Origin of the sequence: Streptomyces sp. NBC_00572 (assembly GCF_026341815.1) — a bacterium.
GTDB lineage: Bacteria > Actinomycetota > Actinomycetes > Streptomycetales > Streptomycetaceae > Streptomyces.
Window position 1 is genome coordinate 158637 of the sequence record NZ_JAPENX010000002.1, and the last position, 26495, is coordinate 185131.

Annotated in this window: 23 protein-coding genes and 2 pseudogenes; 10 read left to right on the forward strand and 15 right to left on the reverse strand. The window is 68.2% G+C overall.

The features are described 5' to 3' along the window. Positions 1-261: 261 nt before the first annotated feature. Entirely contained in the window at positions 262-777 is a 516-nt protein-coding gene (locus tag OG514_RS33020; protein ID WP_323181681.1) for a transposase family protein, read from the reverse strand. On the opposite strand from OG514_RS33020, the gene OG514_RS33025 reads away from it, so the two are divergent. Then, the gene (locus OG514_RS33025; protein ID WP_266902329.1) at positions 703-882 is read left to right on the forward strand and encodes a hypothetical protein; all 180 of its coding nucleotides are present in this window, start codon (positions 703-705) and stop codon (positions 880-882) included. The two genes, OG514_RS33020 and OG514_RS33025, sit on opposite strands and share 75 nt — an antisense overlap. A gap of 120 nt (positions 883-1002) precedes the next feature. On the opposite strand, the gene OG514_RS33030 is transcribed toward OG514_RS33025, so the two are convergent. From OG514_RS33030 to OG514_RS33050, 4 genes are all read right to left on the reverse strand, one after another. Continuing rightward, positions 1003-2763, reverse strand: coding sequence for a multicopper oxidase family protein (locus OG514_RS33030; protein ID WP_266901143.1), 1761 nt, complete (start codon positions 2761-2763; stop codon positions 1003-1005). Positions 2764-3359: 596 nt separating this feature from the next. Then, positions 3360-4136, reverse strand: a complete 777-nt coding sequence (locus OG514_RS33040; protein WP_266901144.1) for a MerR family transcriptional regulator — start codon at positions 4134-4136, stop codon at positions 3360-3362. After that, positions 4136-5230 carry a serine hydrolase gene (locus OG514_RS33045; RefSeq protein WP_266901145.1) on the reverse strand — a complete coding sequence of 365 codons (1095 nt, stop codon included), beginning with the start codon at positions 5228-5230 and terminating at the stop codon, positions 4136-4138. Before OG514_RS33045 ends, OG514_RS33040 begins: the two co-directional genes overlap by 1 nt. A 384-nt stretch (positions 5231-5614) precedes the next feature. Further along, complete coding sequence (locus OG514_RS33050) at positions 5615-6214, reverse strand: alpha/beta fold hydrolase (protein WP_266901146.1); 600 nt, start codon at positions 6212-6214, stop codon at positions 5615-5617. Between the two features lie 511 nt (positions 6215-6725). Between OG514_RS33050 and OG514_RS33055 the strand changes: the two genes are divergently transcribed. Beyond that, the gene (locus tag OG514_RS33055; RefSeq protein ID WP_266901147.1) at positions 6726-7136 is read left to right on the forward strand and encodes a RidA family protein; all 411 of its coding nucleotides are present in this window, start codon (positions 6726-6728) and stop codon (positions 7134-7136) included. Positions 7137-7250: 114 nt separating this feature from the next. Here OG514_RS33055 and OG514_RS33060 read toward each other — a convergent pair. After that, a pseudogene (locus tag OG514_RS33060) lies at positions 7251-7379 on the reverse strand (ATP-binding protein); the annotation flags it as partial. 57 nt (positions 7380-7436) lie between these two features. Further along, on the reverse strand, positions 7437-8408 hold the full coding sequence (locus OG514_RS33065) for an AraC family transcriptional regulator (protein ID WP_266901148.1): 972 nt from the start codon (positions 8406-8408) through the stop codon (positions 7437-7439). Here OG514_RS33065 and OG514_RS33070 point away from each other — a divergent pair. Together OG514_RS33070 and OG514_RS33075 are read left to right on the forward strand one after the other, a co-directional pair. Continuing rightward, positions 8407-9222, forward strand: a complete 816-nt coding sequence (locus OG514_RS33070; RefSeq protein WP_266901149.1) for an alpha/beta fold hydrolase — start codon at positions 8407-8409, stop codon at positions 9220-9222. The two genes, OG514_RS33065 and OG514_RS33070, sit on opposite strands and share 2 nt — an antisense overlap. 48 nt (positions 9223-9270) lie before the next feature. Next, the gene (locus tag OG514_RS33075; RefSeq protein ID WP_266901150.1) at positions 9271-9906 is read left to right on the forward strand and encodes a VOC family protein; all 636 of its coding nucleotides are present in this window, start codon (positions 9271-9273) and stop codon (positions 9904-9906) included. A gap of 650 nt (positions 9907-10556) precedes the next feature. On the opposite strand, the gene OG514_RS33080 is transcribed toward OG514_RS33075, so the two are convergent. Both OG514_RS33080 and OG514_RS33085 read right to left on the reverse strand, forming a co-directional pair. Continuing rightward, positions 10557-11999 (reverse strand): hypothetical protein, encoded by a 1443-nt coding sequence (locus OG514_RS33080; protein WP_266901151.1) that lies wholly within the window; start codon positions 11997-11999, stop codon positions 10557-10559. 479 nt (positions 12000-12478) lie between these two features. Then, entirely contained in the window at positions 12479-13843 is a 1365-nt protein-coding gene (locus OG514_RS33085; RefSeq protein ID WP_266901152.1) for a glutamate decarboxylase, read from the reverse strand. Between the two features lie 191 nt (positions 13844-14034). On the opposite strand from OG514_RS33085, the gene OG514_RS33090 reads away from it, so the two are divergent. The 3 genes and pseudogenes from OG514_RS33090 (at position 14035) to OG514_RS33100 (ending at position 16762) form a co-directional block, all read left to right on the forward strand. Next, a complete protein-coding gene (locus OG514_RS33090; protein ID WP_266901153.1) occupies positions 14035-14208 on the forward strand; it encodes a hypothetical protein in 174 nt (57 codons plus the stop codon). Between the two features lie 430 nt (positions 14209-14638). Further along, positions 14639-14725: pseudogene (locus tag OG514_RS33095) on the forward strand (IS5/IS1182 family transposase); the annotation flags it as partial. 450 nt (positions 14726-15175) lie between these two features. Next, on the forward strand, positions 15176-16762 hold the full coding sequence (locus tag OG514_RS33100; RefSeq protein WP_266901154.1) for an N-acetylmuramoyl-L-alanine amidase: 1587 nt from the start codon (positions 15176-15178) through the stop codon (positions 16760-16762). A gap of 614 nt (positions 16763-17376) precedes the next feature. On the opposite strand, the gene OG514_RS33105 is transcribed toward OG514_RS33100, so the two are convergent. Beyond that, entirely contained in the window at positions 17377-18318 is a 942-nt protein-coding gene (locus tag OG514_RS33105; RefSeq protein ID WP_266901155.1) for a hypothetical protein, read from the reverse strand. A 77-nt stretch (positions 18319-18395) separates the two neighbouring features. Further along, positions 18396-19229 carry a hypothetical protein gene (locus tag OG514_RS33110; protein WP_266901156.1) on the reverse strand — a complete coding sequence of 278 codons (834 nt, stop codon included), beginning with the start codon at positions 19227-19229 and terminating at the stop codon, positions 18396-18398. Positions 19230-19737: 508 nt separating this feature from the next. Between OG514_RS33110 and OG514_RS33115 the strand changes: the two genes are divergently transcribed. Further along, positions 19738-20553 (forward strand): hypothetical protein, encoded by an 816-nt coding sequence (locus OG514_RS33115; RefSeq protein WP_266901157.1) that lies wholly within the window; start codon positions 19738-19740, stop codon positions 20551-20553. 329 nt (positions 20554-20882) lie between these two features. Here OG514_RS33115 and OG514_RS33120 read toward each other — a convergent pair whose 3' ends face one another. Continuing rightward, the gene (locus OG514_RS33120; RefSeq protein WP_266901158.1) at positions 20883-21809 is read right to left on the reverse strand and encodes an IS5 family transposase; all 927 of its coding nucleotides are present in this window, start codon (positions 21807-21809) and stop codon (positions 20883-20885) included. 430 nt (positions 21810-22239) lie between these two features. Beyond that, positions 22240-23040, reverse strand: a complete 801-nt coding sequence (locus OG514_RS33125; RefSeq protein ID WP_266901159.1) for a maleylpyruvate isomerase family mycothiol-dependent enzyme — start codon at positions 23038-23040, stop codon at positions 22240-22242. 151 nt (positions 23041-23191) lie between these two features. On the opposite strand from OG514_RS33125, the gene OG514_RS33130 reads away from it, so the two are divergent. Together OG514_RS33130 and pyrF are read left to right on the forward strand one after the other, a co-directional pair. After that, on the forward strand, positions 23192-23341 hold the full coding sequence (locus OG514_RS33130; protein WP_266901160.1) for a hypothetical protein: 150 nt from the start codon (positions 23192-23194) through the stop codon (positions 23339-23341). Between the two features lie 141 nt (positions 23342-23482). Beyond that, entirely contained in the window at positions 23483-24178 is a 696-nt protein-coding gene (pyrF, locus tag OG514_RS33135; RefSeq protein WP_266901161.1) for an orotidine-5'-phosphate decarboxylase, read from the forward strand. 21 nt (positions 24179-24199) lie between these two features. On the opposite strand, the gene OG514_RS33140 is transcribed toward pyrF, so the two are convergent. After that, positions 24200-25321, reverse strand: a complete 1122-nt coding sequence (locus OG514_RS33140) for an IS630 family transposase (protein ID WP_323181670.1) — start codon at positions 25319-25321, stop codon at positions 24200-24202. Positions 25322-25433: 112 nt separating this feature from the next. Next, entirely contained in the window at positions 25434-26420 is a 987-nt protein-coding gene (locus OG514_RS33145; RefSeq protein ID WP_266901163.1) for an IS481 family transposase, read from the reverse strand. Between the last annotated feature and the right edge of the window lie 75 nt (positions 26421-26495).

Consider the following 26495-nt stretch of genomic DNA (forward strand, 5'->3'; position numbering starts at 1 on the left):
GTAAGAGGGTTTCCGACCGCTTGGTATGTCGGTTCGGTGACGATCCTGTGTGCACGGCGACGGAACCTGCGGCAACCCCCGTCGTGGATCTTTCCGCAGGTCACGGGTGAGTCTCGGGCCACACGCACACCACCCTCCAGGAACTGCATGGGCAGCTGGACGCCGTCCGGGCCGCGCAGCCCCGCCGCGAGCGGGCCTTGCACGAACTCGAACAGGCCGCCGTCGAGCTGCGGCAGCGGCTACGGGGCATCGAGGGCGCGCTCAGCGTCCTGGCCGAGGAGCGCGAGGGGCACGCCGGCCTGCTCGGCCAGGCCGAGCCACAGGCTTACACCTCGCGGGCGGATCGATGCCTACCTGGGACAGGTCAACACCGCACCGGACGGACGGGAGATTCAGCAGCTCCAATCCGACGTCGCCATCGCCCAGCGAATCGTCGAGGAACTCGAGGCACAGCTGGACACCGACGACATCGAGGGCCGTCCCTCCCGCGGTCTCGGCTACACAACAACCAGAAGACCCGCCACGCCCGCTACCTGCGGCTCGAGCAGGGCGACCGGCTCGTCCGGCCCGGCCCGGGAACCTGCTCCACGAGGTCCGCCGCACGCACGCGGCGTCCTGGCAGGTGAACCGGCGGACTTTCAACCGCAGCAGGACACTTCGGCCAGGACTGAGCACATCAGCAGGAAACCGCAGGTAGGAGCCGTGAGCACGGCTCGACCACGTCCCGCACCCCGGGCACACGGCACCCGCCGCAGTGCAGCACACCTCAACGCGCACTATCGCGATGTTCACGTCCACCGACAGCACCACGACGTCGCCGACGGACGGCAGCAGCAGCTCCTTCACCCGGAGCACGAGGTCATCCACGGCTTCGAACTGTGAGCCACACCGCACAGACCACCGCTTTTTTCAGGCGACTTCCCGAACCGCCCACACGACCTCAGCTGTTACTCAGCGTGCTCACACCACAAAACCTGAGCCAGAGCCCGAGAAGGTTCCGGCTCAACTTGTGTGGCGCGAAGACGGTGAGTGACGGCCTGCGCCGAGGTCCTGGTCCGGGACGTAGTTGATGGTCTGCATCATGCCGAGGTCTTCGTGGTGGAGTTGGTGGCAGTGGGCGAGGGTGCGGCCGGTGAAGTGCTCGTACTTGACGAGGAAGGTGACGGACTGGCCGGGTGTGCCACCGGCCAGGCCGACGGTGTCGTGCCAGACGGGCGGGTCCAGCCGTTCGCCGTTCCTGTGGGTGAGGAGGAACTGGTTGGTGTGGAGGTGGAACGGATGGTTGAACGCCGGCACGCTCTCGTCGGTGCGGACGGTCCAGCGTTCGACGGTGCCCAGGCGCAGGGTGTGGTTGGTGTAGTCGGGGTCGAACAGGCCATAGGACAGGTCGCGTGTGGGATCGCCGGCGGGGTCGGCCGGTGGAGTAGCGTTGGTGCCCAGCATGCGGAAGGCGTTGGGGAAAGCGCCGGTGAAGACCTTGGGGTCGGCGTGGAAGACGACCTCCCGGTCTGCGTCAGGGTTAATGATGTCGTTCTCGTCGAGGAACGGCCTGCCCGCCGGCAGGCGGGTGGGCAGCTCCATCTGCGGCTCGACGGGCGGGCCTGCCACCTCGATCGTCATCAGCGGCCCGGGTACCGCCTCAGCCCGAAGTTCATACCTGCCAGGCGACGCGCCCCGGATCAGGACATCGGCGCGGTTGCCCATGGCCAGGTCCACCAGCTCCCGTGCGACCGGTGCACCGAAAGTGACACCGTCCTGCGCGATCTGGTCCATCGTCATGGTGCCGCCGCCCCCCGTGACCGTGAGCCGCAGGCCGGTGAAAGCGGTCGCGGCCACCAGCCGCCACCGCTGAACCTCCCCCGGGCGCAGGGTGATGGTGGGATTGACCGTGCCATTGACCGTGAAAGTGGACGGAACACCCTTCACCCAGCTGCCCGACGTGAACGCGGGCACCCTGCCGTCCTTGACCTTGAGTTCGTTGATGCAGATCACGACGTCGGCAGCCGCCTTGATCTCCGGGACCTCGTCGACGTCGCCTTCCACGACGATCACACCGGTCATGCCGCCGACGATCTGCTCGGTGGTGGCTCCGTGCAGGTGCGGGTGGTACCAGTAGGTGCCGGCGGGGTGGTCGGCCGGAACGTGGATGGTCGTCGTGTACTGCGGTTCCGCGGCGCCGGCCGCGGCCTCCTCGACGGTGCGCGGTGCGAACTCGCGCAAGACGTTGTCGGCGTCCCCGGACGGGGAGACGTGCATCCCGTGAGTGTGCAGGTTGAAGCTGTTGGCGTGGTGCGGCGTGTTGTGGCCACCCTGGTGAGGCGGGTTCGGCGGCAGACCGTTGACCTGGGTCAGCTGGAGTGTGTCCCCACCGCGCAGGCGCAGCGTCGGCCCCGGGAAGGCCCCGTTGTAGGCGCGTGTGGTGACAGTGCCGTAGCCGGGGATGGAGATGTCCGTGAAGCGGACGTCGAGGGTCTGGTCGAGAACCGGCGCGGTGGAGCCCGGCCCGGGCCGCGAGACCACCAGGGCCGGCTGCGGAAACGCCGCAGGCGACGCTGACGCGCGGCGCCCGGCCAGAAGCCGGCCAGGCGCCGCCGCGAGGCCGACGACGGAGATGGCCTTGAGTACCGATCGACGGCGGATTCTGCCGCTTTCTCCCATGAGCCAGCAATCTAGATCAACTCGGCCCGGACGCCCCGGACGGCACACCGCGCGACACTTCCGGCTGCCGCGACCGAGCGCGTACCAGACGAAGCCCGACTGCATTGCAACTCGGCGAATTCGCCCCGCCGCGCAAGGCGTCGAGAACGGGGCGCCACCCCCAGCTGACCGGCCACCAGCCCGGCCGCCCCGAGCAGCCCTAACGGCGCATCAGCAGGTGCACAGCACCCCAGAGGTTCGTACGGTCGACACGGAACACCCCCAGTGCCGGTCCCCGCGTCCCCCGCACGTGGCGCGAGGACCGGCACCCCCACACAGCACCCCACGAACGCGACCGGCCGACCCCACACTCCGAAGGGCCGGGCAGAAGCGGTGCTCACGGGCTACGGAGCGGACTCGAACTCCACCAGCGAACCCGGGCGCCCGCCGGCGAGCGCCTGAAGGGCCTCAGCGTTGGCCGGGTCGACACTCAGGCCTCAGCCGGAGCTCGGTCGCCGTCCGCTCCGTCGTATACCGACAGAGCGCGCCCTCGGCCGGCGGGAGCCACTGCGCCGGGTCCTTGCCCGCCTTGCTCAGGGGCTGACTGCGACGGTGCCTGGCACCTCCGCCGTACGTTGAGGCGAAAGCCCCGGAGGCGCGGCGATCCCCACCCCACAACAGCAGCCGACAGGCGGTCAGGGTTCAGTGGCATGAGGAATCCGTCATCGGTGCGGCATGGGTACGCCTGCGGAGCGGAGTCTGGTCTCCGTGAGCGCGGTCAGCCGGGCCGCCACCGGTGCCTGGTCCTCGCGGTGGTTGTTGATCAGCTTGTACTGGGCCGAAGCCTTGGCCCATGCCTGCAGGCTGGCGTGATCCCCCAGTAGCGCGGGGTTGGCGAGGTAGCGGTCGGCCATGGCCGTCGCGAGCTCTTCGATCCTCGGGTCGTCCGGTTCCCAGGTCTCGGCTTCCCAGCCGCGCCTGGTCAGGTCGATGTACTCGGGGTCGTCCAGCCCGTGTTCGAGCTGGGTCAGGAAGCCGTCGAAGCCCTCCGGCACCAGCGCCCGGGCCAGTACCAGGGCCTCGCGCTGCGCGGCCACGTAGTCGGGGCCGAAGCCGAGGCCCGGCATCCGGTCCAGGACCGCACAGGCACGGTCGGGCAGCAGGGCCCGGTCGCCGTCAGTGAGCCGGTGCAGCGTGTCGCGTCGGGCGACCAGTTCATCGATGCGTTCGGTGAGCTGCAGCTCGACGTCGGCAAGCGCGGCGCCGAACCGCGCGGCGTCGGCGTCGAGCATGGGTCCGATCTCGGCCAGTGGCACGCCCGCGGCGGCCAACGTCCGTACCTGCACCAGCTGCAGCAGCTCGCCGGATCCGTACCGCCGGTAGCCGGAGCTGTCACGTTCCGGCTCCGCGACCAGGCCGAGCTTGTGGTAGTGCCGCACGGTCTTCACCGTGACGCCGACGTACGCCGCCGCCTGCCCGATCGTGACTCCGTTGCTCATCAGCCCAGCTTGCCGCAGAACACCTCTTCGACGAAACGCTGTTGGGCGGTCTGGAACGCTGGTGCGATCGACAGGTCGGCGTCGTCCACCCAGGTCAGTCCGGCGGTCAGGGTCGTACCGCCGTCCGGTGTGCCGTACATCAAAGCCGCCGAGCCCATGGTGGCGCCGTTGTGGTGGAAGACGGTGCCGCCCTCCGTATCCTGCGCGAACACTCCCAGGCCGTAGCCGACGGTCGCTTCCGGCGTGCGCATCTCGGCCAGCAGCTCGGCCGGCAGGAGCCTGCCGCCCATCAGTGCGGAGAAGTACGTGTGCAGGTCCTGCGTGGTCGAGATCATGTCACCGCCGGCTCCGACCCAGGACGGGTTCTGACGGGTGACATCGACCGTCCGCTCCTGCCCGGCGTCCTCGTAGCGGTAGTAGCCGTGGTTGTGCGGTTCGGGGATCTCCGGCGAGGCGCCCGGCGCCAGGGTTCCGGTCATCCCCAGCGGTCGGAGGATCAGCCGCCGCAGTTCCTCGGCGAACGAACGGCCGGTGACCTTCTCGACCACCAGCCGGGCCAGTACGTAATTGGTGTTGGCGTAACTCCAGCCCGTACCCGGCGCGAACCGCGCCGGCTTGGACAACGACAGGCGTACCAGCTCTTCAGGCAGGTAGGACTTGAACCGGTTGTCCACCCACTCCTTGCCCTGCCACGGCACCCCCAGCACGATCGTCCCGTCCTCGTAGAGCTCGCCGGTGTGGTTGAAGATCCCGCTGGTGTGCTGCAGCAGCATCCGCACCGTGATCCGCCGGTCCAGACCGAACTCGGGCAGATAGTCATCGACAGGGGCGTCCAGACCGATCCTGCCCTCAGCCACCAGCAAGAGCACCGAGGTGGCGACGAAGCTCTTGGTACTGCTGCCGATACGGAAATGCCCGTTCGTCAGCGGCTTGGCACTCCGACCCATCTCGCTCACACCGGCGCTGCCGACCCACTCGCCCTGCTCGTCGTTCACCCGGAGCTGTACCCCGACGAATCCGGACTCGACCAACTCCTCGATCACCTTCTGCAGCTCCGCACGATCCCGCCCCTGACCGGAAAGATTGGTGGACATGTTGCTCCTTCACATCGGTTGCACCCGAATCGGCGTCTTGCCGCTGCGACGAGCCTGCACCCTGACCCAAGGTCAACCTCAACCGTGATCCAGCCCACAATCGCTCCCAGCCCTCACCACGTGCCGGCGAGAACTCCCAGCCCCACTCCGGATCCTGTCTGTCCACCGCCCCGCAGCCCCCTATGCCGATTCGTCTTGGGTAACGAGCCGAACGGACGGGAAGCCAGCTGGAACAGGCAGTCAACGGCAAGGCGTCGACGGGAAGGGCAGCAGTGCCCCAATGGGCGCGGTGCCGGGCCGGACAGAGGCGTCCCGGGCACCGCCGGAAAGGGAGGTGCGAGGCGCCAGTGGGCCTGCCTTTGACGGTGACATGCTGCAACGTCTTCATTTGTGGTCGCGCAGGAAGGTAGGGATCTCGTCGCGGGCCGGGTAGTTCGGCAGGGGTGCTGGCTTGTCCTGAAGGAACGCGGTGATGACTGCGGCGGCTCGGTCGTTGTTGTCGTCCAGGCCGTTCCACATGTGGTGTCCCACTCCGAGCATGTACTGCGTGCGCTGGATGGCGGGGTCATCGGCAAGGACGGCGGTCGCCCATTGAAGGACCCGGGAGGAGCACTCGGCGATCATCAGCGTTGCGGGGGTTCGGGACTGCCTCAGTAGCGGTGCGATGGAGGGCGAGTCCTTGACCGTCTGCTGGACGCGGAGGCTGGCGGCGGGGCTGAAGGAGACGTTCTGTGCGGTGTCCTCAGCGGGGATGCGGTGCGCGTCGCGCACGCAGTAGGCGGATGCGGTGTCGCTGGCGAGATCTGCGGCGGTGAAGGCGTTGTTGTCCAGGCGGTCGACGAAGGCGGCGAGGTCGCGGACCGACCTGGCAATCGTGAACTGGCCCATGGAAAGCAGGTCACTGCGTCCGCCACCGGCCTGTTCGTAGGCGTAGACGTCGTAGCCCTGGCGGGCCAGGAGTTGCAGGAACCAGTGGTCGAGCACCGAGATGCCACGGACCGGTCCACCGTTGAGCTACACGAACGGGATGGGATGGCGGGCACCGGGATTCGCGGGCGGGTAGTGGTACACCGCGACTCGGCTGCCTGTGGCCAGGCTCCAGTGCTGCGTGGCCACGAACGGCAGGGCGGGCGGGTACCGCCGGGCCGTCAGACACGGTCGGGATGCAGACCCCCCGCCGTCAATGCTGCCGCGACAACCACCGGCAGGAACGGCACGCTCCGAGCCGGCCCAGTGCGGCGCCGACCCCGCCACAGCCGAGTAGGGGTGCCATCCCCAGGCGTTCGAGAACACCGAAGGGCGGCACTGGCTACGTTGATCTCCAGGAACAGCGTTTCCTGATGGGTCCCGGAGTTAGTTGGTGATCTTCCGGTTCGGGTATATCAAGCAGAAATGACGGCGGTGGCGTGGGGCGGCGAGAAAAGGGAAGGCGAAGCCACCTGGTCGTTGGCAGGATGTCCGCGCTCAACATCCGATGGGAAAGGACCCGACGACCGTGGCTCGTGCCATCACTTTGATCCGCTCCGCCTCCCTGTCCGACGTCGCCGAGTACGCCTACGCGGCCACGGCGCCCGCCGAGTCCCGCCTGATCTTCCTCGCTGGTGCGTGTCCGCTGAACGATGACGGCTCCACAGCAGCGATCGGGGACTACGCGGGCCAGGCAGCGAAGGCCATGGAGAACATGCAGGCCGCTCTCTCTGCCTCAGGTGCGTCACTGCAGGACGTCATCAGTACCCGGGTCCTCGTCGCATCGGCACGGCGGGAGGACCTGGTGGCTGCCTGGCAGGTAGTCCGGGACTTGTTCGCTGACCATGACGTCCCCAGCACCTTGATGGGCGTCACCGTGCTCGGCTATAAGGACCAGCTCGTCGAAGTCGAGGCCGTGGCCGCCGTGCTCGATTCTTGAGACCTTCTCCAAAGGACACCGCGAACGTGGGACGGCCAGCCGTCCGCCAGGACCGCTGGCCGTCGAGGAACGTAGGCTGCGGTCAGCCGGTCTTGGCGGGCTGCTCTGCTCGTGCTGGGTACTGCCGAGGCGGTAGGAGTCTGTGCCGGTCTCGATGATGGTGCCGTTGAAGGTGAGACGGTCGACGATGGCCACGCAAAGTCGGGGATCCGTGAACCTCTTGATCCAGCCGCCGAAGGACTCGCACGTCCCCGACCTCCCCGGCAGCCCTTCCGCCGCCGTCACCGCCAATCAAAATGATCAAGCACCAAATGTTTGCGGAGCTTCGCGTAGAGGGGGTACGGGTTCGCGGTGAAGTCCGCGCCGTACTCCCCCAGTTCGACGACGGACATCGACGAAGAGTATTCGAAGAGGGGGTGCCGTGCCCGGGCAGGCCGGACGCCGCGAGCCCGGCCCGACCCGGCAGGAGAACCCCCTCACGCTCGTTGCGGAAGGCTGCGTCGCGGGCACGTGCTCGCGCTGCCCGAGAGCTTCAGGCCGCGCCGCCGTGTGCCGGCCAGGCCGTGTCGTCGGCAGCCAGCCATGGCTCGTTCGCGGCGGCGGTGGGGGTGTCCCGGTGAACGCGCGGACATCGTGGTGGGGATGGGACTGGTCGGCGTAGCCACAGTCCGCCGCGACCCGCGCGGGCGTGTGCCCGTGGGCCAGGCGGTGGACGGCCTGATCGAAGCGGACCAGCATGGCGGCCCGCTTGGGCGTCAGGCTGATCTGCGAGCCGAAGCGTGACCACGTGCGGTGGCGGCTCCACCCTGTCCGGGCCGCGAGGTCGCTCACGCGGACTCGGCCGTGGCCGGCGACGATCTGCTGCCAGGCCCAGGCCACCTCGGGATCGGCCGAACTGCCCGCATGGAGCCGGGTCGACAGCTCCGCGTCGATCAGCGCGAAGCGCTCCCGCCAGGATCCCGCGTGGTGAAGCCGCTCCCGCAGGCGCCACGTGTCGCGGCCCCACAGGTCGTCGAGTGCGATGACGCTCCCTCGTAACTCCGCGAGCGGGAGCCCGAGCACGGGGTACGCGACCAGCGGGGACAGCCGTATCTGCACACGCTCGACGCCCGCGGCACGCACCTGGAACGCGCCGAAGGCGAGCCCGGCGGCCAGGCTCTCCGACCGCATCCGGCCGGCCGCGCCGTGGATGTCGAACGGGCGGTCACCGAACTCGACGGCCACCGTGACGGCCGGGTGGGAGACGTGGAGGCGACGGCGGCGGATCACCATGGTGACCCTCGGCGTGCTGACCGTCCTCCTCGCGTGGAACACGGTGGCAGTGCGCTCGGAGACAGCCGAAGTCTCCGGCGAGCAGATCGTGCGCCTTCCCGGCAGGGACGACATCCACATCGTGCAGGAGGGGCCGCCCGGCGCACCCACGGTGGTGCTCCTGCACGGCCTGGCCGGCTCGACGGCATGGTGGGAACCCGTCCTGCCGGCATTGCGGGACCTGCACGTGGTGCGGGTGGACCTGCTCGGGCACGGCACATCGGCGAAACCGGTCGACGGCTACGGCATACCGGAGCAGGCCCGCCGGGTCGGCGCGGTACTCGACAAGCTCGGAGTGCGACGCGCGACCGTCGTCGGGCATTCGACCGGCGGCGCCGTCGCCACGTCACTGGCCGAGCAGCGCCGCGACCTGGTGTCGGCGATGGTGCTGATCGACACCGGCCCGCGGATGGACGCGTTCCGCGGCGACAGCTTCGCCGGCCGCCTGATGACCACGCCGGTGATAGGGGAACTGCTCTGGCGGCTGCGCACCGACAGCCTGATCCGCGATGCGGCGAGCACCGCGTTCACCCGCGAGGTGCGGACCCCCGACCGGCTGGTCGCCGACATCCGAGGCATGACCTACCGCAGCCTCACCGCGACCGACGAGGCATCCACGGCGTACCTGGAGGAACGGCCCGTCCCCGATCGGCTCGCCGGCCTCGGCCTGCCCACTCTGGTGATCTTCGGCGCCCAGGACAAGCGATGGCAGCCACCGGTTCCCGTCGATCGAACCGCTCCACGGCTGAATCCACGGCGGACGCGGCCGGGGTGACGGGCGTGGCGTCGGGATTCATACGGGTTGTCGGGTGATGATGGCGCAGTGCGACTTGATCACGTGTCCTATGCGGTGGCCCGCGACAGCTTCGTCTCGACAGTCCAGTGGATCGGATCGGCCCTCGGCGCCGGGTTCGTCGACGGAGGCGTGCACCCGCGATTCGGCACCCGCAACTTTATTCTCCCGCTGAGCGGCGGCACCTACGTCGAGGTCGTCACCACACTCGACCACCCCGCCGCTGACCGCGCACCCTTCGGCCAGGCGGTCGCGCGCCGCGCCGCCGAGGGCGGCGGTTGGCTCGGTTGGGTGGTCTCCGTCGACGACATCGCCCCGGTCGAGGCGCGCCTCGGCCGCACGTCGGCCGAGGGCCACCGTGTCCGCCCCGACGGGTTCGACCTGAGGTGGAAGCAGATCGGCCTGCTGGAACTGCTGGAGGACCCGCAACTGCCCTACTTCCTCCAGTGGTTGGTCCCCAGCGAGGAGCGCCCGAGCGCCGACCCGCGCACCTCCACCACCATCCACGGGGTCTCCATCGCCGGCGACGCCGCCTCCATCGCCGAATTCCTCGGCGAACCGGCCGACCACCCTCTCGACCAGATCGACGTCACCTGGGCTGAGGATGAGGAACCGGGCCTGGTCTCGGTTGAGTTCGCCACCGCCCACGGCCCGGTCACGATCTGACCAGGGCCCGACTGCCCCGCGGGAGCAGCTGGCTGGGATCTCCTGGCTAACGAGCTCGTGCACGGTAAACGGTCAGACGTCGAGCCCCGGATGATTGATCACGGCCGGGTGGTGCGGACCGTGACTCGTGCAGTGATCATCCGCCATCGCCGGATCACGCGACCGTCGGCCGATGTGACCGCAGAACTCATCGCCGAGTTGGCCAGTTACAGCGCGAGCTCAACCAAGCCAACCTGGCCACTCGGCCGCGGAAACATGCTGTGGGCGCTGGCGGGAACGCCAGTTCGTGTTCGCCGACCGGCCCCCCCTCGTCCACCTCCCCCACGGGCCACTCACGACGTGCTGGCCCGCTGCTTGGAGCCGACCGCTCCACCATCACCCGGGCCATCTATGAAATACGGCCCTTGCTCGCAGAGCGGGGATGCACGATCCGCCCCTGCGTCCGGCTGTCAGCGGCCCGGACGGCGGCCATACGCGCCTGACGCGCTGCCGTTTGGCGGGTGGGGGTGTTTGTCGCCGCCGTGGGTGGGTGTGGTGGCACGCGGGATGGGGGCGGGTGCGCGCCTCGGACCGGGCAGGTCAAGCGCGCGTGAAGTCGGGGGCGGGGCGGGGCTTCAGCTGTTTCGGTGGTGCAGTCGCGTCGTACCGGGTCAGTCCCCAGCGGGCCGGAGAAAATCGGCGCCGACAGACCTGGCTGTGTCCTCGACCGCGTCTCGGTTCTTGTCTGCAGCCGTGAACAGGACCATGCCGATGCTGCCCTTGTCGCCCCACACGCACATCGCCCGCAGTGTGCCGGTGGCAACCTCGGTGTACCTGCGGCACTGCATCCAGGAGCCGTGCGGACCGGCCCCGGCCCGCCAGGTGTCGTGGACGATGCCGACCCGTTCCGTCTCTTTGGGGACGGGCCCGCCGTCGTACACGTACGACTCCCGCATCTCGTGGAAGTCTCCGGTCGTCACAGCCACCAGGTACTCGGCGGCGGCGTCAGGAGCGGCGTCCTCAGCGACGTACACGCGGGCGGTCGACCCTTCCTTCTCGCTGTCGGGCACAGCACCGAACGGGTCGAACTCCTCACGTAGGTCGAAGCCTTGCAGACCCCGGAAGGTGTCGTGGGCGACGATGTCGTAGCGGGGGTACGTGAGGGAGGAGGCGTACGCCGTGACGCCAATGCCCAGCAGGAGCGCGAGTCCGGCTCCAGCGAAAATGTACTCACGCGGAGTGACGCGCGGCACGGGCGGCAGCTCCGGCGCCTCGACCCCATCGGCTCCGACGCCGGCTTCGTCACCGGATTCGGCCTCGGTCACGGTTGCGGCCATCCGCTCGGCAGCCCGCTCACGGGCGGTCCGCAGCTGTCTGCGGAGACTGATGAATGGCAGGCCCAGCAGCAGGCCCGCTCCCGCCGCCACGCCGTACGGCAGCGCCGGCAGGACGGTGAGGCGCAGGACTATCAACGCAGCGACGACCACACCTGTGGCGAGGCGGTATTCGAGGCCGCGGCGCAGTAGCAGGCGCGGCCAGGTCCGGCCGGCAGCGGCGAGGACCGCCGTTGTCTCGGCGAGCACGGCGAGCCGCAGAACGTGCGGGGCCACGGCGGCCCACTGCGCGGCCTGAGCAGCGGCAGCCTGAGGCGTGGGGGCTGAGGCGAAGGCACGGGCCGCGTCGAACGACTGCACCCGGCGCACCGAGGCACTGTTCTTGTCGTTGACAGAAACGGAGCTTCCCGCAGTCTCGGCCCGCAGCAACTCCGGTGAATGCGGCGCAAGTTCTCGCAGACGGGCCAGGAGCACGGGGCCCCGGGCATGTCGCCCCGGCCGGTCCAGCGCGTCAGTGCGGGCGCAGAGTTCGGCGTACCCGGCGAGCAGGCCTATGTCGTGCGGGAAGGTGTCCAGGCCCTCACGGAAGACCCGCTCGGCCGCGTCGTCGTGGTCGTCGTCGTCCTCTGCCACATGGGCGCGGGCCAGCGCGAGGAAGAGCCCGGCGTCGGTCCCGGCGGTCTCAAGCGCGGTCCGTGCGGTAGCGCGAGCCTCGGCCGGCCGGCCCACGGAGACGAGCGCATCGACCCGCCCTCGCACGTCGTCGTTGTTGTCGTTCAAGAGTCCCCACCCCTGGTACAGCAGGCCGGACTGAAGCGGCCGCGACCGTCACTATCACCCGTACCGGAACCCTGGTCAACCAGAAATTTTTCCCTCCTGACCTCTCCTTTTGCCGCACTACAGGATGCAATCGGAAGCGCTTCGGACCTGTGCCGCCTGAGCTCCGGCGCATCGCCGTATACGGCGTGCAGGACCGCCGGTGGAGTTCGACGGTCGGTGGCCGACAGCCGGCCTGCTGAGGATCGGCAACCAAGCAGCTGACCGACGTCACCACGCCCCCGGCCCCGGCGCGCCTCAAGTACGGGGTGAAAGCCGCCCCGGGCTCGGCACGTGCTGCGGTAGGACCCAGTTCCCGGGCCCGCCGTCGACGACACCCGTCGCAGCTCCTGGCCCTGCCGTACCCCCCGGATCGGTCGTCACCTACGAAGCCCTGCGTGCCCTGAGTGCGAGCGGGTGTGTGCCCGGGTGGCGAAGGCGTGTCAGTATCCGGTGCCGCGCTTGACCTGGGCTCGCTCGGCGTCGTGGGTCGCGCCCTTGGCGTCCAGGGTGCGACACGCGTCGGCGATGTCCTGGCTCAGGCGATCGATCTGTTCGCGGCTCAGGGTTTCCTTGACCAGGGCACGCAGGATCTTCACCCGTTCCGCGTTGGGCGGGAGCGTGTACGCCGGCACCATCCAGCCTCGTTCGGCGGCGAGTTGCCATGCGATGTCGGACTCGTCGTAGGAGTGCTTGCCGGCGAGACGGAAGGCGACGAGAGGAAGTTGCTCCAGGTCGGCTCCGATCAGTTCGAAGCGCCCGCTACTTTGCAGGTTGTCCGCCAACACGCGGGCGTTCTCCTGCATCATCTTCATGACGTAGGTGTAGCCCTGGCGGCCGAGTCGTACGAAGTTGTAGTACTGGGCGAGTACCATCGACGCACCGGTGGAGAAGTTCAGGGTGAACGTCGAGTCGGTCTTTCCCAAGTAGTTCTCGTAGAACACGAGGTCCTTGGACAGGTCCGATTCCTCACGGAAGATCAGCCAGCCGATGCCGGGGTAGACCAAGCCGTACTTGTGTCCCGAGACGTTGATCGAACGGACCTGCTCGAGCCGGAAGTCCCATTTCGAATCCGGGTAGAGGAAGGGCCACACGAATGCACCGCTGGCGCCGTCGACGTGGATCGGAACATCGAGGTCCCGCTCTTTTCGGACATCCCGCAAGAGCTTGTCGATCCCGACGACGTCGTCCTTGTGGCCCGTGAACGTCGTGCCGAGTACGGCGACGACGCCGATCGTGTTCTCGTCGAGGTGGGGCTCCACGTCCTCAGGGCCGATCGTGTACTTGCCTTCTGCAAGCGGCACGATCCGCGGCTCGACGTCGAAGTAGCGGCAGAACTTCTCCCACACGACGTGGACGTCCCCACCGAAGATCAAATTGGGCCGATCGATCGACAGGTTGGCCGCCTGGCGGCGCTTGCGCCACTTCCACTTCAGTGACAGCCCTCCGAGCATGATCGCCTCGGATGAGCCCTGGGTCCGGCATCCGGTCGTACTGCCCGGCGCGTTGAAGAGATCGGCGAGCATGCGTACGCAACGCTGCTCGATCTCGGCGGAAATGGGGTACTCCGCATGATCGATGAAGTTGCGGTGGAGGTTCTCGGCGATGAGCCGTTGCGCTTCCGGCTCCATCCACGTGGTGACGAACGTGGCGAGATTGCGTTGCGGGTCGCCCTCCATGGCGAGATCCACATCCACGAGCCTCATCGCGTCCGTCGCGGCCATGCCTTCCACTGGGAAGGTCTCCGAGGGAGCAGGCACGGTCAGGAATCGATTACCGAAAAGAGACTCTTCGTCACGCTTGGTCATGCGAGGATTCAAACAGCCCCGGCGTCTGCCTTCTCGAGAGACACGCCGAGGTACAACAGCTGGGCGCCGATCGCGAAGGACGTCACGGCCAACGGATTCAGCAGTGGAGAGGCCCCGCCGTCGCCACCGGACCTGGGCCGTTCACCATCGGAAACTCCCGGCCGTGGTTCATCTCGGACGAACGACCGGACATGCTGCTGGCCCACTGGGGCTACTCACTCGACGAGCACCGCCTCCTCGTCCGGGCCCAGGGCATCAAACCGGTCATCTCCCGCCGTGGCCACGTCGGCGAACACCGTGGCCGCCACCTCGGCCACGCCCCCGATCCGGTGGACGGCCGGGGTCGATCCGGCCGGGGCCGGTGAGCTCCATGGTGACGGCACGGCCCTCCCCCGGACCGTCCGCACGGCCTGGAACGGGATCCGCGTCTTCTCGCGCCCTCGGGTCGGCCCGAGATCGTCCCCCTCGGCTTGGAGAACGACTCCGCCGGAGCAGCGCAGGACGGGTACGGGTGAGGTGGTCGGCATGCCTGATCGTGAAGGTGGCCATCCGGTCGACCAGGGGCTGCTATGGCGTCAGGACATCGTTCAGGAACAGCTCGACGGTCTCGCTCCGGGGGGGTGCTCGTCGTGGAGGGAGGTGGTCCGCGTCGGGAATCTCCGCGTACATGCCGTGGGGCGGGACGCGGGACATCTTTTGGACCCGCGATCCGATTCCCCGATATGCGCGATAAAGCCGTGTCCTGTGCCATGGCTTGAAATTTCCAACCGGTGGCGGACCGGAATCGCTCACCGTCTCGGGCGGATGTGCGCGCTGCGGCCCCGCAAGCGGTTCGCGAAGGACCCCGTGTTGATCGCAGACGGCAGTCTGGTCCCCACGCGTGGGATCGCTGCTCCGGTGCGGTGACGGGGCTCTGTGTGTTGGGCGTGTCGGTGGGACCGCGAGGCCCCCTCCAAAGGATTGTGACGGCCGCAGCATCGGCCCTGGACCACACCACGACCGCCACAGCGAAATGGACATGGGATGACCAGAAGACACCGGCGGCACCAGGGTTTCGGCGCTGCGGGAGTGGCAGTGACCCTCATCTGGGGATGTGCCACCGCCGGGAACGCCCGGCCCTCCGACGCGGCACCCGGCGGCTTCGAGCGGGCGGCCGAGCAAGCGGCGGCGGAATTCGGTGTGCCGAAGGAAGTGCTTCTCGGCGTCAGCCACGAGTCCTCGTGGTGGGAGCCCAATGGCGGGCGCCCGAGCACCAAGGGGGGTTACGGTCCGATGCACCTCACGGACACGACGTCCGGGGGAACGTACGACCATCGCCCAGGCGAAGGGCCGGTGGACGCAACGGGCACCGACGACCCCTCCGAGCACACGTTGCAGGCCGCCGCCGCGATGATCGGCGTCGCGCCCCCGACTCTCCAGCGAGACGAACTGCAGAACCTTCGAGGCGGCGCTGCACTGCTCGCCTCGTACCAACGGCAGATCACCCGTGACATGCCGCCCGACCCGGGTAGCTGGTACGGCGCTGTGGCGCACTACAGCCAGGCCGCCGACACCGCCGCGGCCGGACGGTTCGCCGATGGCGTGTTCACGGTGATCCGCACCGGCAAGCAGAGGGTGCGCAAGGACGGCCAGAGGGTTTCCTTGACGAAGACGCCGTCCGTGCGTCCGACGAGGTCACAACTCGCGTCCCTGGGGCTGCGGACGACGGCCGCGGCGGCAGTGCCGGAGTGCCCCAGCGAGCTGAATTGCCGGTTCGTTCCCGCAGCTGCCTCGAACTACCAGGTGTCCACACGGAACGCGAACGGCATGGACGTCGACTTCATCGTCATCCATGACCTCGAAGGGTCCTACGAGGGGGGAGTCAGCTGGTTCCAGGATCCCGTCAGCGGGGCTTCCGCGCATTACGTGATGAAGGCCGACGGCAGTGCGGCAACGCAGATGGTCGCCACCAAGGACATTGCTTTCCACGCCGGAAACTACTGGACCAACCTGCACGGCGTCGGTATCGAACTGGAGGGATACGCTGCCCAGGGGCCCACCTGGTTCACTCCGGCCCAGTACAAGGCGACTGCCGCGCTGGTGGGCTACCTGGCACGGCGCTTCGATGTCCCGCTGGACCGCAAGCACATCATCGGGCACGACAACGTCCTTCCGCCGAGGCCGGCCCGCGTGCCGGACGCGCACTGGGACCCCGGCCCCTACTGGGACTGGGAGAAGTTCATGGCTCTCCTCGACACCGACCGCCGCCAGGAGCGCGAGGCCGAGGGAGGAGAGACGGGCGGGAACATCGGAATCGGACAGGCGGTCACGATCGCCCCGGCCTACGGCCAGAACGCGCAGACGGTCACGGTGTGCGCCCCGACGTGCCGGTCCCAGACACAGCCTTCGAACTTCCTCTACGTGCGCACGGAACCCCGCACCGACGCTCCGCTCGTCTCCGACCTCGCCCTTCGCCCCGACGGGTCGGCGGGAAGCCACCGCATCGACGACTGGGGATCCACCGCGATGTGGGGCCAGGAATTCGTGGTCGCCGACACGCGAGGGGACTGGACGGCCATCTGGTTCGGCGGACAGAAGGGATGGATCCACAACCCGGCGGGCACGAACACTCGCCCCGCCCCGAACGCGCGGATCGTCCGTCCCGCGAGCGGGGCGAAGTCGGTCTCCATCTACACGACGGCCTACCCGCGAGCCGACGAGTACCCCCAGGGAGTGCCCGCATCGGCCCAGACGCGGTTCGCCATGTACACGTTCCCTCAGGGGCAGGCGTACGTGGCCGCTCCCACACCAGTGAACGCAGACGACTTCTTCCCTGCCACACCCACGCGCCCGGAGGTTGTGGTCACCGGTGACCAGGCGTATGACGTGATCCAGTACAACCGGCGCCTGGCTACCGTGAACACCGCGGAGACAGACTGACAGCCCCGGAGCCGGCGCGCGCCCCAGAGTGAGCCGCGGCAGAGCCGCGGCAGCACTGCCATGGCTTCCTACTGGGGACGGCGCCCGACGCCGCAGTGCAGGGGGCCCGCCCTCTTCCCCGGCGCGCCGCTACCCAGCCGGCTGGCATCCTCGTTGACGACGTAGCCGACGTTCCGTGGAGTTCCGTAGTACTCGCCCTTCATCTGCCCGGTGCTGAGCCAGGCGACGAAGCAGTACAACGGGGTCGGGTTCGACGTGTCGCCCTTGTCGGCGACGAGGGAGGCCTCCGACGGGAAACCGCTCGCGCCACAGCGACTTCTGGCGCCGTATCTTGATGGAGGCCCCACTCGTCGCGACGACCTTGCGTTTGCCCTGGTACTCGGCATCGGCGTCGGCCAGGCCCTTCTTGCGGGCGAGGACCTTGTTCTTCTCCACCTTCGCTTGCGCGTCGCTGGGGCCCGTTCCTCGTTCTGAGCCATCGCCTCCGCAACATGTTCAGCGCCCGGGTAACGAAGCCCGGATTCTTCTGTCCATGCCGGTTTGCTGAAGGTGTCCGGCACGTAGCCTCCTTGTATTCGGTTGTCTTCCCTCGGCTCGATGCCGGGTCGGTCCGACTACGCCAAGACGTCGATGTGGCGTGCGCAGGCATCCTGGATTGCCTGGAGGTCAACACGTACACGGCCGCCGCCCCCGGGACAGCCCGCCTCGATTTCTGCCAGCACCTTCCTGCCCAGTTCAGCTACCGCTTCGTCGGCAAGGAACGGCAAGCCGATGGTGCGGTAACCGGTGTCCACGGTGGTCGAGAGGTCGCGCTTGAGAGCGTCCCAGCTTCGCCGGGCGGCCATCCGCTTGTCTGCCTGCTTGTCGTCCGCCCTCTGCGGAGAGCGGGCCTGATCCAACGCGTCCAGGTCGCGGAGCAGGCTCTGCACGTCGGTGTGGATCTGCGTGCAGAGTTTCCGCGTACGAGCGAAGGTCTTATGGGTAACCACGGCCATCGCGACAAGGAGGGTCAGGGCGATGGAGAGCAGCGGTGCGGGATAGGCGGCGCTGAAGCGTGCGTTCAGAAATGAGGCGATGGCAAGGATCCCCGCGGCGTTCGCGATGGTCCGCGAGGTGGCGGCGCGCCGAACGCGACCGGGGAGTCGCTGAAGGAGGAAGTCCTTCGGCTCCATCCACCGCATGGTCAGGGGAAGCCCGATGTAGATCAAAGCCAGGGATGCAGCCGCCGGGCTGTAATCGAGTGGTTGAGCCGTCCCCTTGGCGACCTTGATCCCGACCGCAACGAGCGTACCGAGGGTGAAGAGGGCCATTACGGAGAGGGCCGCGACGATCTTGACTAGTCCGTCGCGCAGTGGGCTCTCCTCCAGGAAGCGCTTCAGGGGCGTCAATCCGGAGATCGCAAGGCCGCCGCCCACAAGAAACAGGACCAGGCCGGGGGTTCGGTCGCTGCCTTCGGTGAGGGTGTTGCCGTAGGCGTTGACCAGGATGCCGATAGGGATGCAGGCGAGCCTCCAGTAGGCACGCACGCCATGAGCCGTCAGCTGCCAGAGCGTCATGCGTGCAACTGTGTGGAAGCGCAGTACCCGACGGGGGCGATTTGAGGTAGATGTGAGGGTTCAGGATCGGGGCACTTTCACGACATCGGACCCTTCGTCGTCCAGGCGGCCGCGAATCCGCAGTGGTCGTGTCGGCAGGTGCCGCATTCGCCGCAGCGGCAGTCGTCGGTGTCGATGCACGGCTCGTCGGGGCCGAGGGCTCGGCCGAGGTCGGTGTGCGCAGCGCGTGCCGCTCTCTGGACTGTTCGGCAGGTCAGGCCGCCGAGTTCATCCGGAGCGTCCGTGAGACGGCGCGGACGGACGAACGCCACTACCAGGAGCCGGATGTTGCAGCTCTGCTCGGCGAAGTGCGGGCCGTTTTTCGGTTGATGGCCTTGCGGAACGCAGAGGTTGAACCCAAAGCGCCCAGGGGCGTCAGGAATGCAGCCCAAGCGGTGATGGATTGCGCATCTGGCGTCGTGGAGACCGCCATTGTGTTCGGTCCAGTCGCCCATGCCGAAAGGGCCTTTGTAGAGCTGCTCCACAGCGGAGTGACGGCCGCTGCGACGGCCCACACTGTCCTTAATGATCCAGCGGCGACCGTTGAGGCGTGCCCGCAGGCTTTGTCGACGGTCCCCGGCCTTTCTGCCGGCCAGGTGGCTGGGATCGTGAATGCAAAAAACAGCGTCAACTCGTGGGGCGAACGCAAGAGAGAAGCGGGCAACGCCCTCGTGGAGCCGTTGGGCGAGTTTGCGGAGGCCGTCCGCGAGATGCTGAAGCCTGACGATGACTTCGCCCCGTCGGTGCCGTGCAGCGCCGGCGATGGTGGCGGCGCGCGGCACCAGTCTCCGACCACGAGATGAGCTCCGAGCTTGGCCGCACCAGAACTCCGTAGCCATCGACAGCGCCGTCTCATGCGGTGCCGAAGGCATGACGGCACTTGCATCCTTCACCTTCGTGCGCCACAGCGACGGGCTCCGCTACCCCTTCGAACGTGACGGCGAGCACAACGGCCGCCCCGCGTACCGTCGAACGGACGGAAGCGTGAGGTGTGTCTGTTCACCGACCGACGGCTGGCACAGCGAGATCGCTGACGGCCTCGTCACCGCCCATCCCCTCAACACTCACCCTGACGGCCTCGTCGCCACCCATCCCCTCAGCACTCACGCTGACGGACCCGAACCCCCTGCCGCCGTCTGACGCAGCTTCAAAGACGACCGTTCCTACCTCGACGACCTCCGGCCCCACTGCCTCGAAGCATGATCCGCCGGACAGACAGCACCTAGCCCGTTTGGCACCAGAATGTCCCTGGTACGAGGCCGAGCGAACGTTTCTGCGGATCCGGCACCTCACACGATGGCCATGATCACGAGGGAACTACCCGCACCGGGGACCACCCGCATCGGGACTCCCCTCGCCGTCCCCCGGAGGTGGCCACCCGTGGCCGTCGTCATCATCGTCGCCGTACTCGCCCTGCTCGCGGGTCTCGCCGCCAACCGCTGGCTGCGGCCCCGGCTGCTCAGCGAGGACGACGACACAGGCATGGCTGTGAAGGACCCGGTCGGCCCACTGCTGACCCTGACGGTCCTCCTACTCGCCTTCGTCCTGGTCACGGCCAACGGCTCCTACGGCAAGGCCGAAGTCGCCTCACGCGGCGAGGCCCGAGCCCTCGACCAGCTCGTCGAGACCGCCGAATACGCGCCCGAGGCCCAGCGCGCACAGATCCAGTCCGCCGCCGTCTGCTACGCCCGCGCCGTCCGCACCCAGGAATGGCCGGCCATGGCAGACGGCAAGGGCTCCTTGGCGCCGAGCGTATGGTCGACGGACTTCCGCACAACCGGGGATGGTGTGCCGAATACCCCGGCGCCTCAGTTCGCAGCGGCGCCCGACGCTGCGCAACGCGCTGAGCCGCCGCTTCCCCCGCTCGCAGGCCGGCCCCTGCCAGGCAACCGCGCCGCGCCGCAGGAGTTGAGCCAGAGCCGCCTCCTCGTGAACAACCAATCCGGTGGTGTCGACAAAGGACTCATGAGGCTGGGAGAGGGCGGGACCCGGACGAGACCGCAATGCAGGCCAGTCCGTCGTACTCCTCGGCCAAGAAGGACGGGCTTAGAGGTTGTTGTCCTTCCGGGCTTGAGGACTGCGTTCTCGCTGGTCAGGCATAGGGTCGGCGGTCTTGTGGCAATGGTGACGTGTCGTGTCGTTGCTGTGGTGGAGGTCGAGGATGCCGTCGGTCGTGGGACTGCTGGAACAGCGTGAGCTCACCGCTCGCCGTCGTGTCGACGATCTGCGGGAGGACGGCGACCGCCTCCAGGCGGAGCTGGCCGTGGCTGAGCGGGAGTGGAACGAGTGGGTCATCGCCCGCTCACGCGTTGGCGAGGTACTGGCCCCGGGCAACGACGCCGTCGTCGGCCCCGCCGCCTCCGAGGTCTGCCGGCTCCCGGTGTGCAACCGGCGCGGCTCGAACCGGCGGAGGCGGCGAAGCCGAAAACAGTGGTGCCGGTGTGGCGCGCGGGCCTGGCCTGGTCGGCGCTGTCGGTGGACCACCAGCGCATCCTGCAGGCCCTCAGCGACCGTATCCGACTCGCTCAAGGAGCGTTGACGTGCCAGGAGATGGCCGCCTGCTTCGGCCTGGACCCCGTACCGGGAAAGGTGGAGGCACTGCGATCGAAGGCCAAGCGGCTGACGGCGCGCGGCTGGCTGATCGAGCCGGCACCTGGCCGATTCACGCTCGCGAAGGACGTGGCCGGGCCGCGGCGGGTCATGAGCATCGTCATCGACCAGTAGACCATCGCCTCCGCGCTGGCGATGGAACGCTCGAAGTCGCGCACGAGACGGCGACTTCGCATCAGGTGGGCGAAGAACCGATCGACGATCCACCGCTTGGGCAGCACGACGAAGCCGCGCATGTCGTCGCTGCGTTTGACGATGGCGAGGACCAGGGCGAGGGCCGCGAGGGAGTACTCGACGAGGCTGCCGGTGTATCCGCCGTCGGCCCAGACCAAGGCCAGCAGGTGGTGCGCGGCAGTGACCTGGGTGAGCAGAACCTGGGCCGCGGCGCGGTCGCCCACATCCGCTGCGGTGACCATCACCGCGAGCAGCAGGCCAAGGGAGTCGACCACGACGTGCCGCTTGCGCCCGTTGACCAGCTTGCCGCCGTCGAAGCCGCGGCTGTCAGAGCCGACGACCGCGTCCGCTTTGACCGACTGCGAGTCAATCACGCCCGCGCCCGGCTCCGAGTCCCGCCCAGCCCGCTCGCGGACCAGGCGGCGGAGCCGGTCGTGGAACTCGCGGACCAGATCGTGGTTGCGCCAGCGCCGGAAGAACGCGGAGACCCGGTCCCACGGTGGGAAGTCGGCAGGCATGGCCCGCCACTTCGTGCCGTTGTCGACCAGGTAGCGGATCGCGTCCAGCATCGCGCGGTGGCAATAAGCCTCCGGTTGCCCGCCCCGGGCCCGCAGCCAGCCCGGCACCGGCAGCAGTGGCCGGACCACCGCCCACTCGGCGTCCGACATGTCGGTGGGATACCGACGCTCGCGCGCCCCGTGGTCTCTGGCGTTCCCGAACCTGTGAGCCAGACAGTCACACACGCGAGAGTGGCCGAAGTGGAGCCCACTCCCGCGTTGGCGTAGAAATGCGACAACAGGGCCTCCTGGACCGCACGTTGGCTTCGACCCTCTTCGAGCTACCAAGCGGCCCCGCTCTCATGCACGGCAGCCGCCGCAGTCACCCGATCGACTGACTTCTCGACGAGATCGGGACGGCAGTCGCGTCGCTTCTCGTGATCGCTGGGACGGCCAAATACGCACTGCCCTCCAGGTAGACGGTCGGCTTGGTGACGCCCGAGGCCGCCTCGCGGGTTTGAGCCCGGTGCCGCGACTGACGAACCTGGGGAAGAGTCGTGTCCTACCGGCTCGAGGCGCGGCCAACCGCCCACGCTACGTCCTACTTCTCCTCCGGCTCCCAGGCGCGGAGCAAGTCGAGAAGCCCTGCGTCTCCGTCAACGTGCAAGGAGTCGGCCTGGATCCGGTCGTACAAGTAGAGGACCAGCTCACTGGCCGTGCCATGGACGGAGGCGCCGGCTGCGTCCGAGTCCTCGCCGGTCGCGGCGGTGGGCGCGGGGATGCGGGTGGTGCGTGCGCCGTCGCCGTCGACGGTGAGGCGCCAGGAGCGGCCCTCGGCGGCGTGGAAGTCGAAGGCCGTCGGCTTGTGCGGCCAGGCACTCGGCGTTGCGCAGACGGTGAACAGGAACTCCTCCACACCGTCGAGTGCCAGCTCGACGGGCAGCGGCTGCGGGGCGCCCCCGGCGAGCTGGGCGTCGTAGGTGTGCACCGCGGTCTCCTGGACCCGGTGCCGGGCGGTGCCGCCGGCGGTCTGCGGTGACTGTGACGCGGGCCACCACGTCCAGCAACCGCTCTCCGGTCCCGCCGCGCGCAGGGCGCCCAGCAGAAGCTGCGTCGACGCGTCCAGCCAGGCCAGCAGGGCCTCACGCTCCTGCGGCACTTCCAGCGCGGCGCGCGCGGCGACGGCCTCGGCCGGGGGCCCGTCGGCGGACCCCGCGCCGACGATGGCGGCCCAGAAGCGGTCTCCCCCGCCCAGGTGCTTCACCAGATCGAACAGCGTCCACCCAGGGCAGGACGGCACCTGCGCGTCGAGACCGGGCGCGGCGGCGACCACGGCACGGAAGGCGGTCGACCGTTCATCGATCAGTCGCAACAGGTCAGGGAAGTCAAGATTCTTTTCCACGCCGGATGTCTATCACCGTGCTCCGGTGATCGGACAGCGATTTTCACAGTCGCCGCCGGTTGGCCATTGCGGACGTCCTCGCCTCCCACCGCTCGGGTGACAAACTGCGCACTGCTGCGAGGACGCTGGTGGTGGCGATACGCCAGGCGTCGTGCCTGTGGGTGCCCTGGCCTCGCCGCGCGGCCGGGCACCTCAGCGACGTGACGTCCACCCGGTGCGCGCGGTCATGCTGCCGCTCGATGTGATGGACGCGGAGGTCACGACGGCGGAGGAGGAGCGGTCGGGTCGGGAGTTCAGGTGACTCCCGTTCGACCAGCACTCCTCAAGTACGGAACAACAACAGCCACTTAAGCCAGCTAGTGCCGTGACCGGAAACGATCACCGGGTTGGCGTTGGTCGACCCCGGTAACTGGCCGTGTGAAGGGGGCGGCACAATGTCCCGATGGATCCGAGAAGCCAGATCATCGTCGCCTTGGATTGCGACAACCGTGCAACCGCTGATGCTGTTGTTGAGCAGCTGGGCGGCGAGTGCCGCTTCTACAAGGTCGGCCTGGAACTGCTCACCGCAGCGGGGCCGGAAGTCATCAAGGACCTTGTTGCACGAGGCAAGGAGCTCTTCTTGGACCTCAAGCTCTTCGAGATCCCGAACTCGGTTGCCGGGGCAGTTCGCGCCGCGGGAGCATTGGGCGTGTCCATGGTCACCGTGCACGGCATGGGCGGCATCAGCATCATGTCCGCCGCGGTCGACGCTGCCCGCGACTTCCCCGGACTGCGCATCCTTGCCTTGACCGTGGTCACCAGCATGACCGACGCGGATCTTACTGACATCGGTGTCGGCGGTACGGTGGATGAGCAGGTGCTCCGGCTGGCCCGCCTCGCGCAGAAGGCCGGCTGCCACGGCGTGATCGCCTCGCCGCAGGACGTTGCGGCCTTGCGCAGCACCCTGGGCCCCGACGCCCTGATCGTCACTCCGGGAGTCGCGCTGCCTGGTGAATCCCCGGCCGAGCACGCCCGTCCCGGGACACCACGTGCGGCGATCACCGCTGGGGCCTCGCACGTCGTCGTCGGCCGGACGGTCACTCGTGCCGCTGACCCGGCGGCCGCATTCCGTCTCGTCCGGGCGAGTCTGGCTCCGTAGCAGACGCGCCCCGACCAGGGGTCAGACAAGCGCGGGGAGGGAGCGGCCGCCCCAGCGGATGCCCCTCTCGCTGCGTATACGAGCGCGCTCCTTCCGCTGGGCGGCGAGGACGTCCGGGTGACGCGCATTCTTGTTGCGCCAGCGCAGGTAGGCGTGCAGAGCCCGGGTCTGGACGGTGTGGTTGCGGTGGTTGGAGTTCGCGACGGTGAACTGTCGCAACGGCCCGAAGTGGGCCTCGATCGGGTTGGCCCAGGACGCGTAGGTCGGGGTGAAGCACAGCTCGACCCGGTTCTTCCTGGCCCAGCGCCGGATGGTCTCGCCCTTGTGAGCGGACAGGTTGTCCAGGAGGACGTAGATCGGGGCGCCGTCAGGGCGGGCCGCGCGGATCGACCTGAGCGCGGCCAGGGTGTTCGAGGCACCCTTCTTGCGACGGTTGACGCCCCACAGGGTGTCGTCGCCGATTGAGTAGCAGCCGTGGAAGTACCGGACGCCGTGAGTGCGGTGGTAGGTCGCCGGGTGTCGCTCAGGGCGACCGGCAGGGGCCCAGCCCGATCCGGCGGTCGGGCGGATGCCGAGCGGGCCGAACTCGTCGAACGCGAAGACGCGGCCGGGAAAGCGGTCCAGGACGTGCTCGATTCGGTCGAGCTTGGTGTCACGGTCGGGGTCCGGGGACTCCTTCCAGGTCTTGGTGCGTTGGAAGGTGACGCCGCGGCGGGCGAGCAGGGCTCGTAACGCCTCACGGCCGATCCGGATGACGCGGCCGTGCACTTTGCGCAGGTAGGCGGCGAGTTTGCGGATGGACCAGCGGGTGAAGGGCTGGCCGAGTTTGGTCGGACGGGTGGTGGCCGTCTGGACGACGAAGTCCTCGTCGTCAGGACTGAGAAGGCGGGGACGGCCTCCCGCCCATTGAGGGTCCAGGCATGCCAGGCCGATCTCGTTGAACCGGTGGATCACGTCGCGGACGGTGTCCTCCGCGGCCTGGACCAGTTGCGCGATCACAGGGACCCGGTTCCCACCGGCCGAGGCCAGCAGCATCATCGCGCGCCGGTACCGCACCGAACTGGTGCTGCCCCGGCGCACGATCCGCTGCAGCTTCTGCCCCTCCTGGTCGGTCAACCTGCGCACACAGACAGGCTCAGCCACCACACCCCCAGCGATCGGACGGACGGACGTCACCGCACATCCAACCGCCACGACCACCAACCCGGCGAACCTTCCCGGTCAAAGCACTAGCTGTGCAACTGCCGGAGCTTGGTTACACCGGGGTCTGAGCTTTCTGCTTGAGGCGTTCGTAGGGTGTCTGGCCGCCGAGGGCGCCGTGGCGACGGTGGTAGTTGTAGTAGTCCTCCCACTCTCGCAGCTTGTCATTGAAGACGCCGGTGTCGTCGATGACGACGCCGGCGAGCATGCGGTAGAACTCTTCGGCGTCGATGCGGTGCGATCGTTCGACCTTGCCGGTGAGGTGCGGGGATGCGGGCTTGATGTAGGTGTGGGCGATGCCCTTGTCGAGCACGTTCCAGTGGAAGACGGACTGGAACTCCGCGCCGTTGTCGGTCTGGATGACCTCGACGCGGAACGGGAGCCGCTCCAGGACGTAGTCCAGGAACTGGACGGCGGTCTTCTGGTCGCACCGCGGGTAAATCCGCAGGACCCGCGGGCGGGTGCAGTCGTCGATGGCGGTGAACTGGTAGTACTTCGCCCGGCGCCGCCGTTTCGGAGGGGTCCCGGTCACCGGCGCCGCGGCGGGGGCCTGCTCAGGAAGGCCGATCGGTTCGATGAACTTGACGTCGATCTGGACCCGATTGCCGGGCAGCTGTTTCTCGTAGCGGGTGTAGCGCTTGTCATGCCGTTTGTAGCGCTGGGAGGCCGGCAGCCGGTTCATCCCGAGCTTCTTGAGGATGCGGTAGACGGCTGAGCAGGCGATGTCGATGTCGTGGTACCGCTTGAGGTACATCTTGATCTTCATCGGACCGAAGTGATAGTGCCGCCGCAAGTAGACGATTTTGTCGACGACGTCAGCATCGGTGGCGTGAGGGCAGTGGTGCGGCTTGCTGGAGCGGTCCCGCAGACCTTCGATGCCTTCGTCCTGGTAGCGGCGCTGCCACTTGTAGAAGCAGGTGCGGCTGATGCCGTAGTAGCGGCAGGTAAGCGCTACGTTCCCGGTGACTTCCTCGACATGGCGCAGGACCGCCAAGCGGTGCTGGGCTTGGCGGTCCTGCTGCTGTTGCAGCGAAGGGGGCATGGCAGATCTCCGTCACGGCCGGAGACCCATGCGTAACCAACGTCCGACAGTTTTATAGCTAGCTAGCTGGAGCTT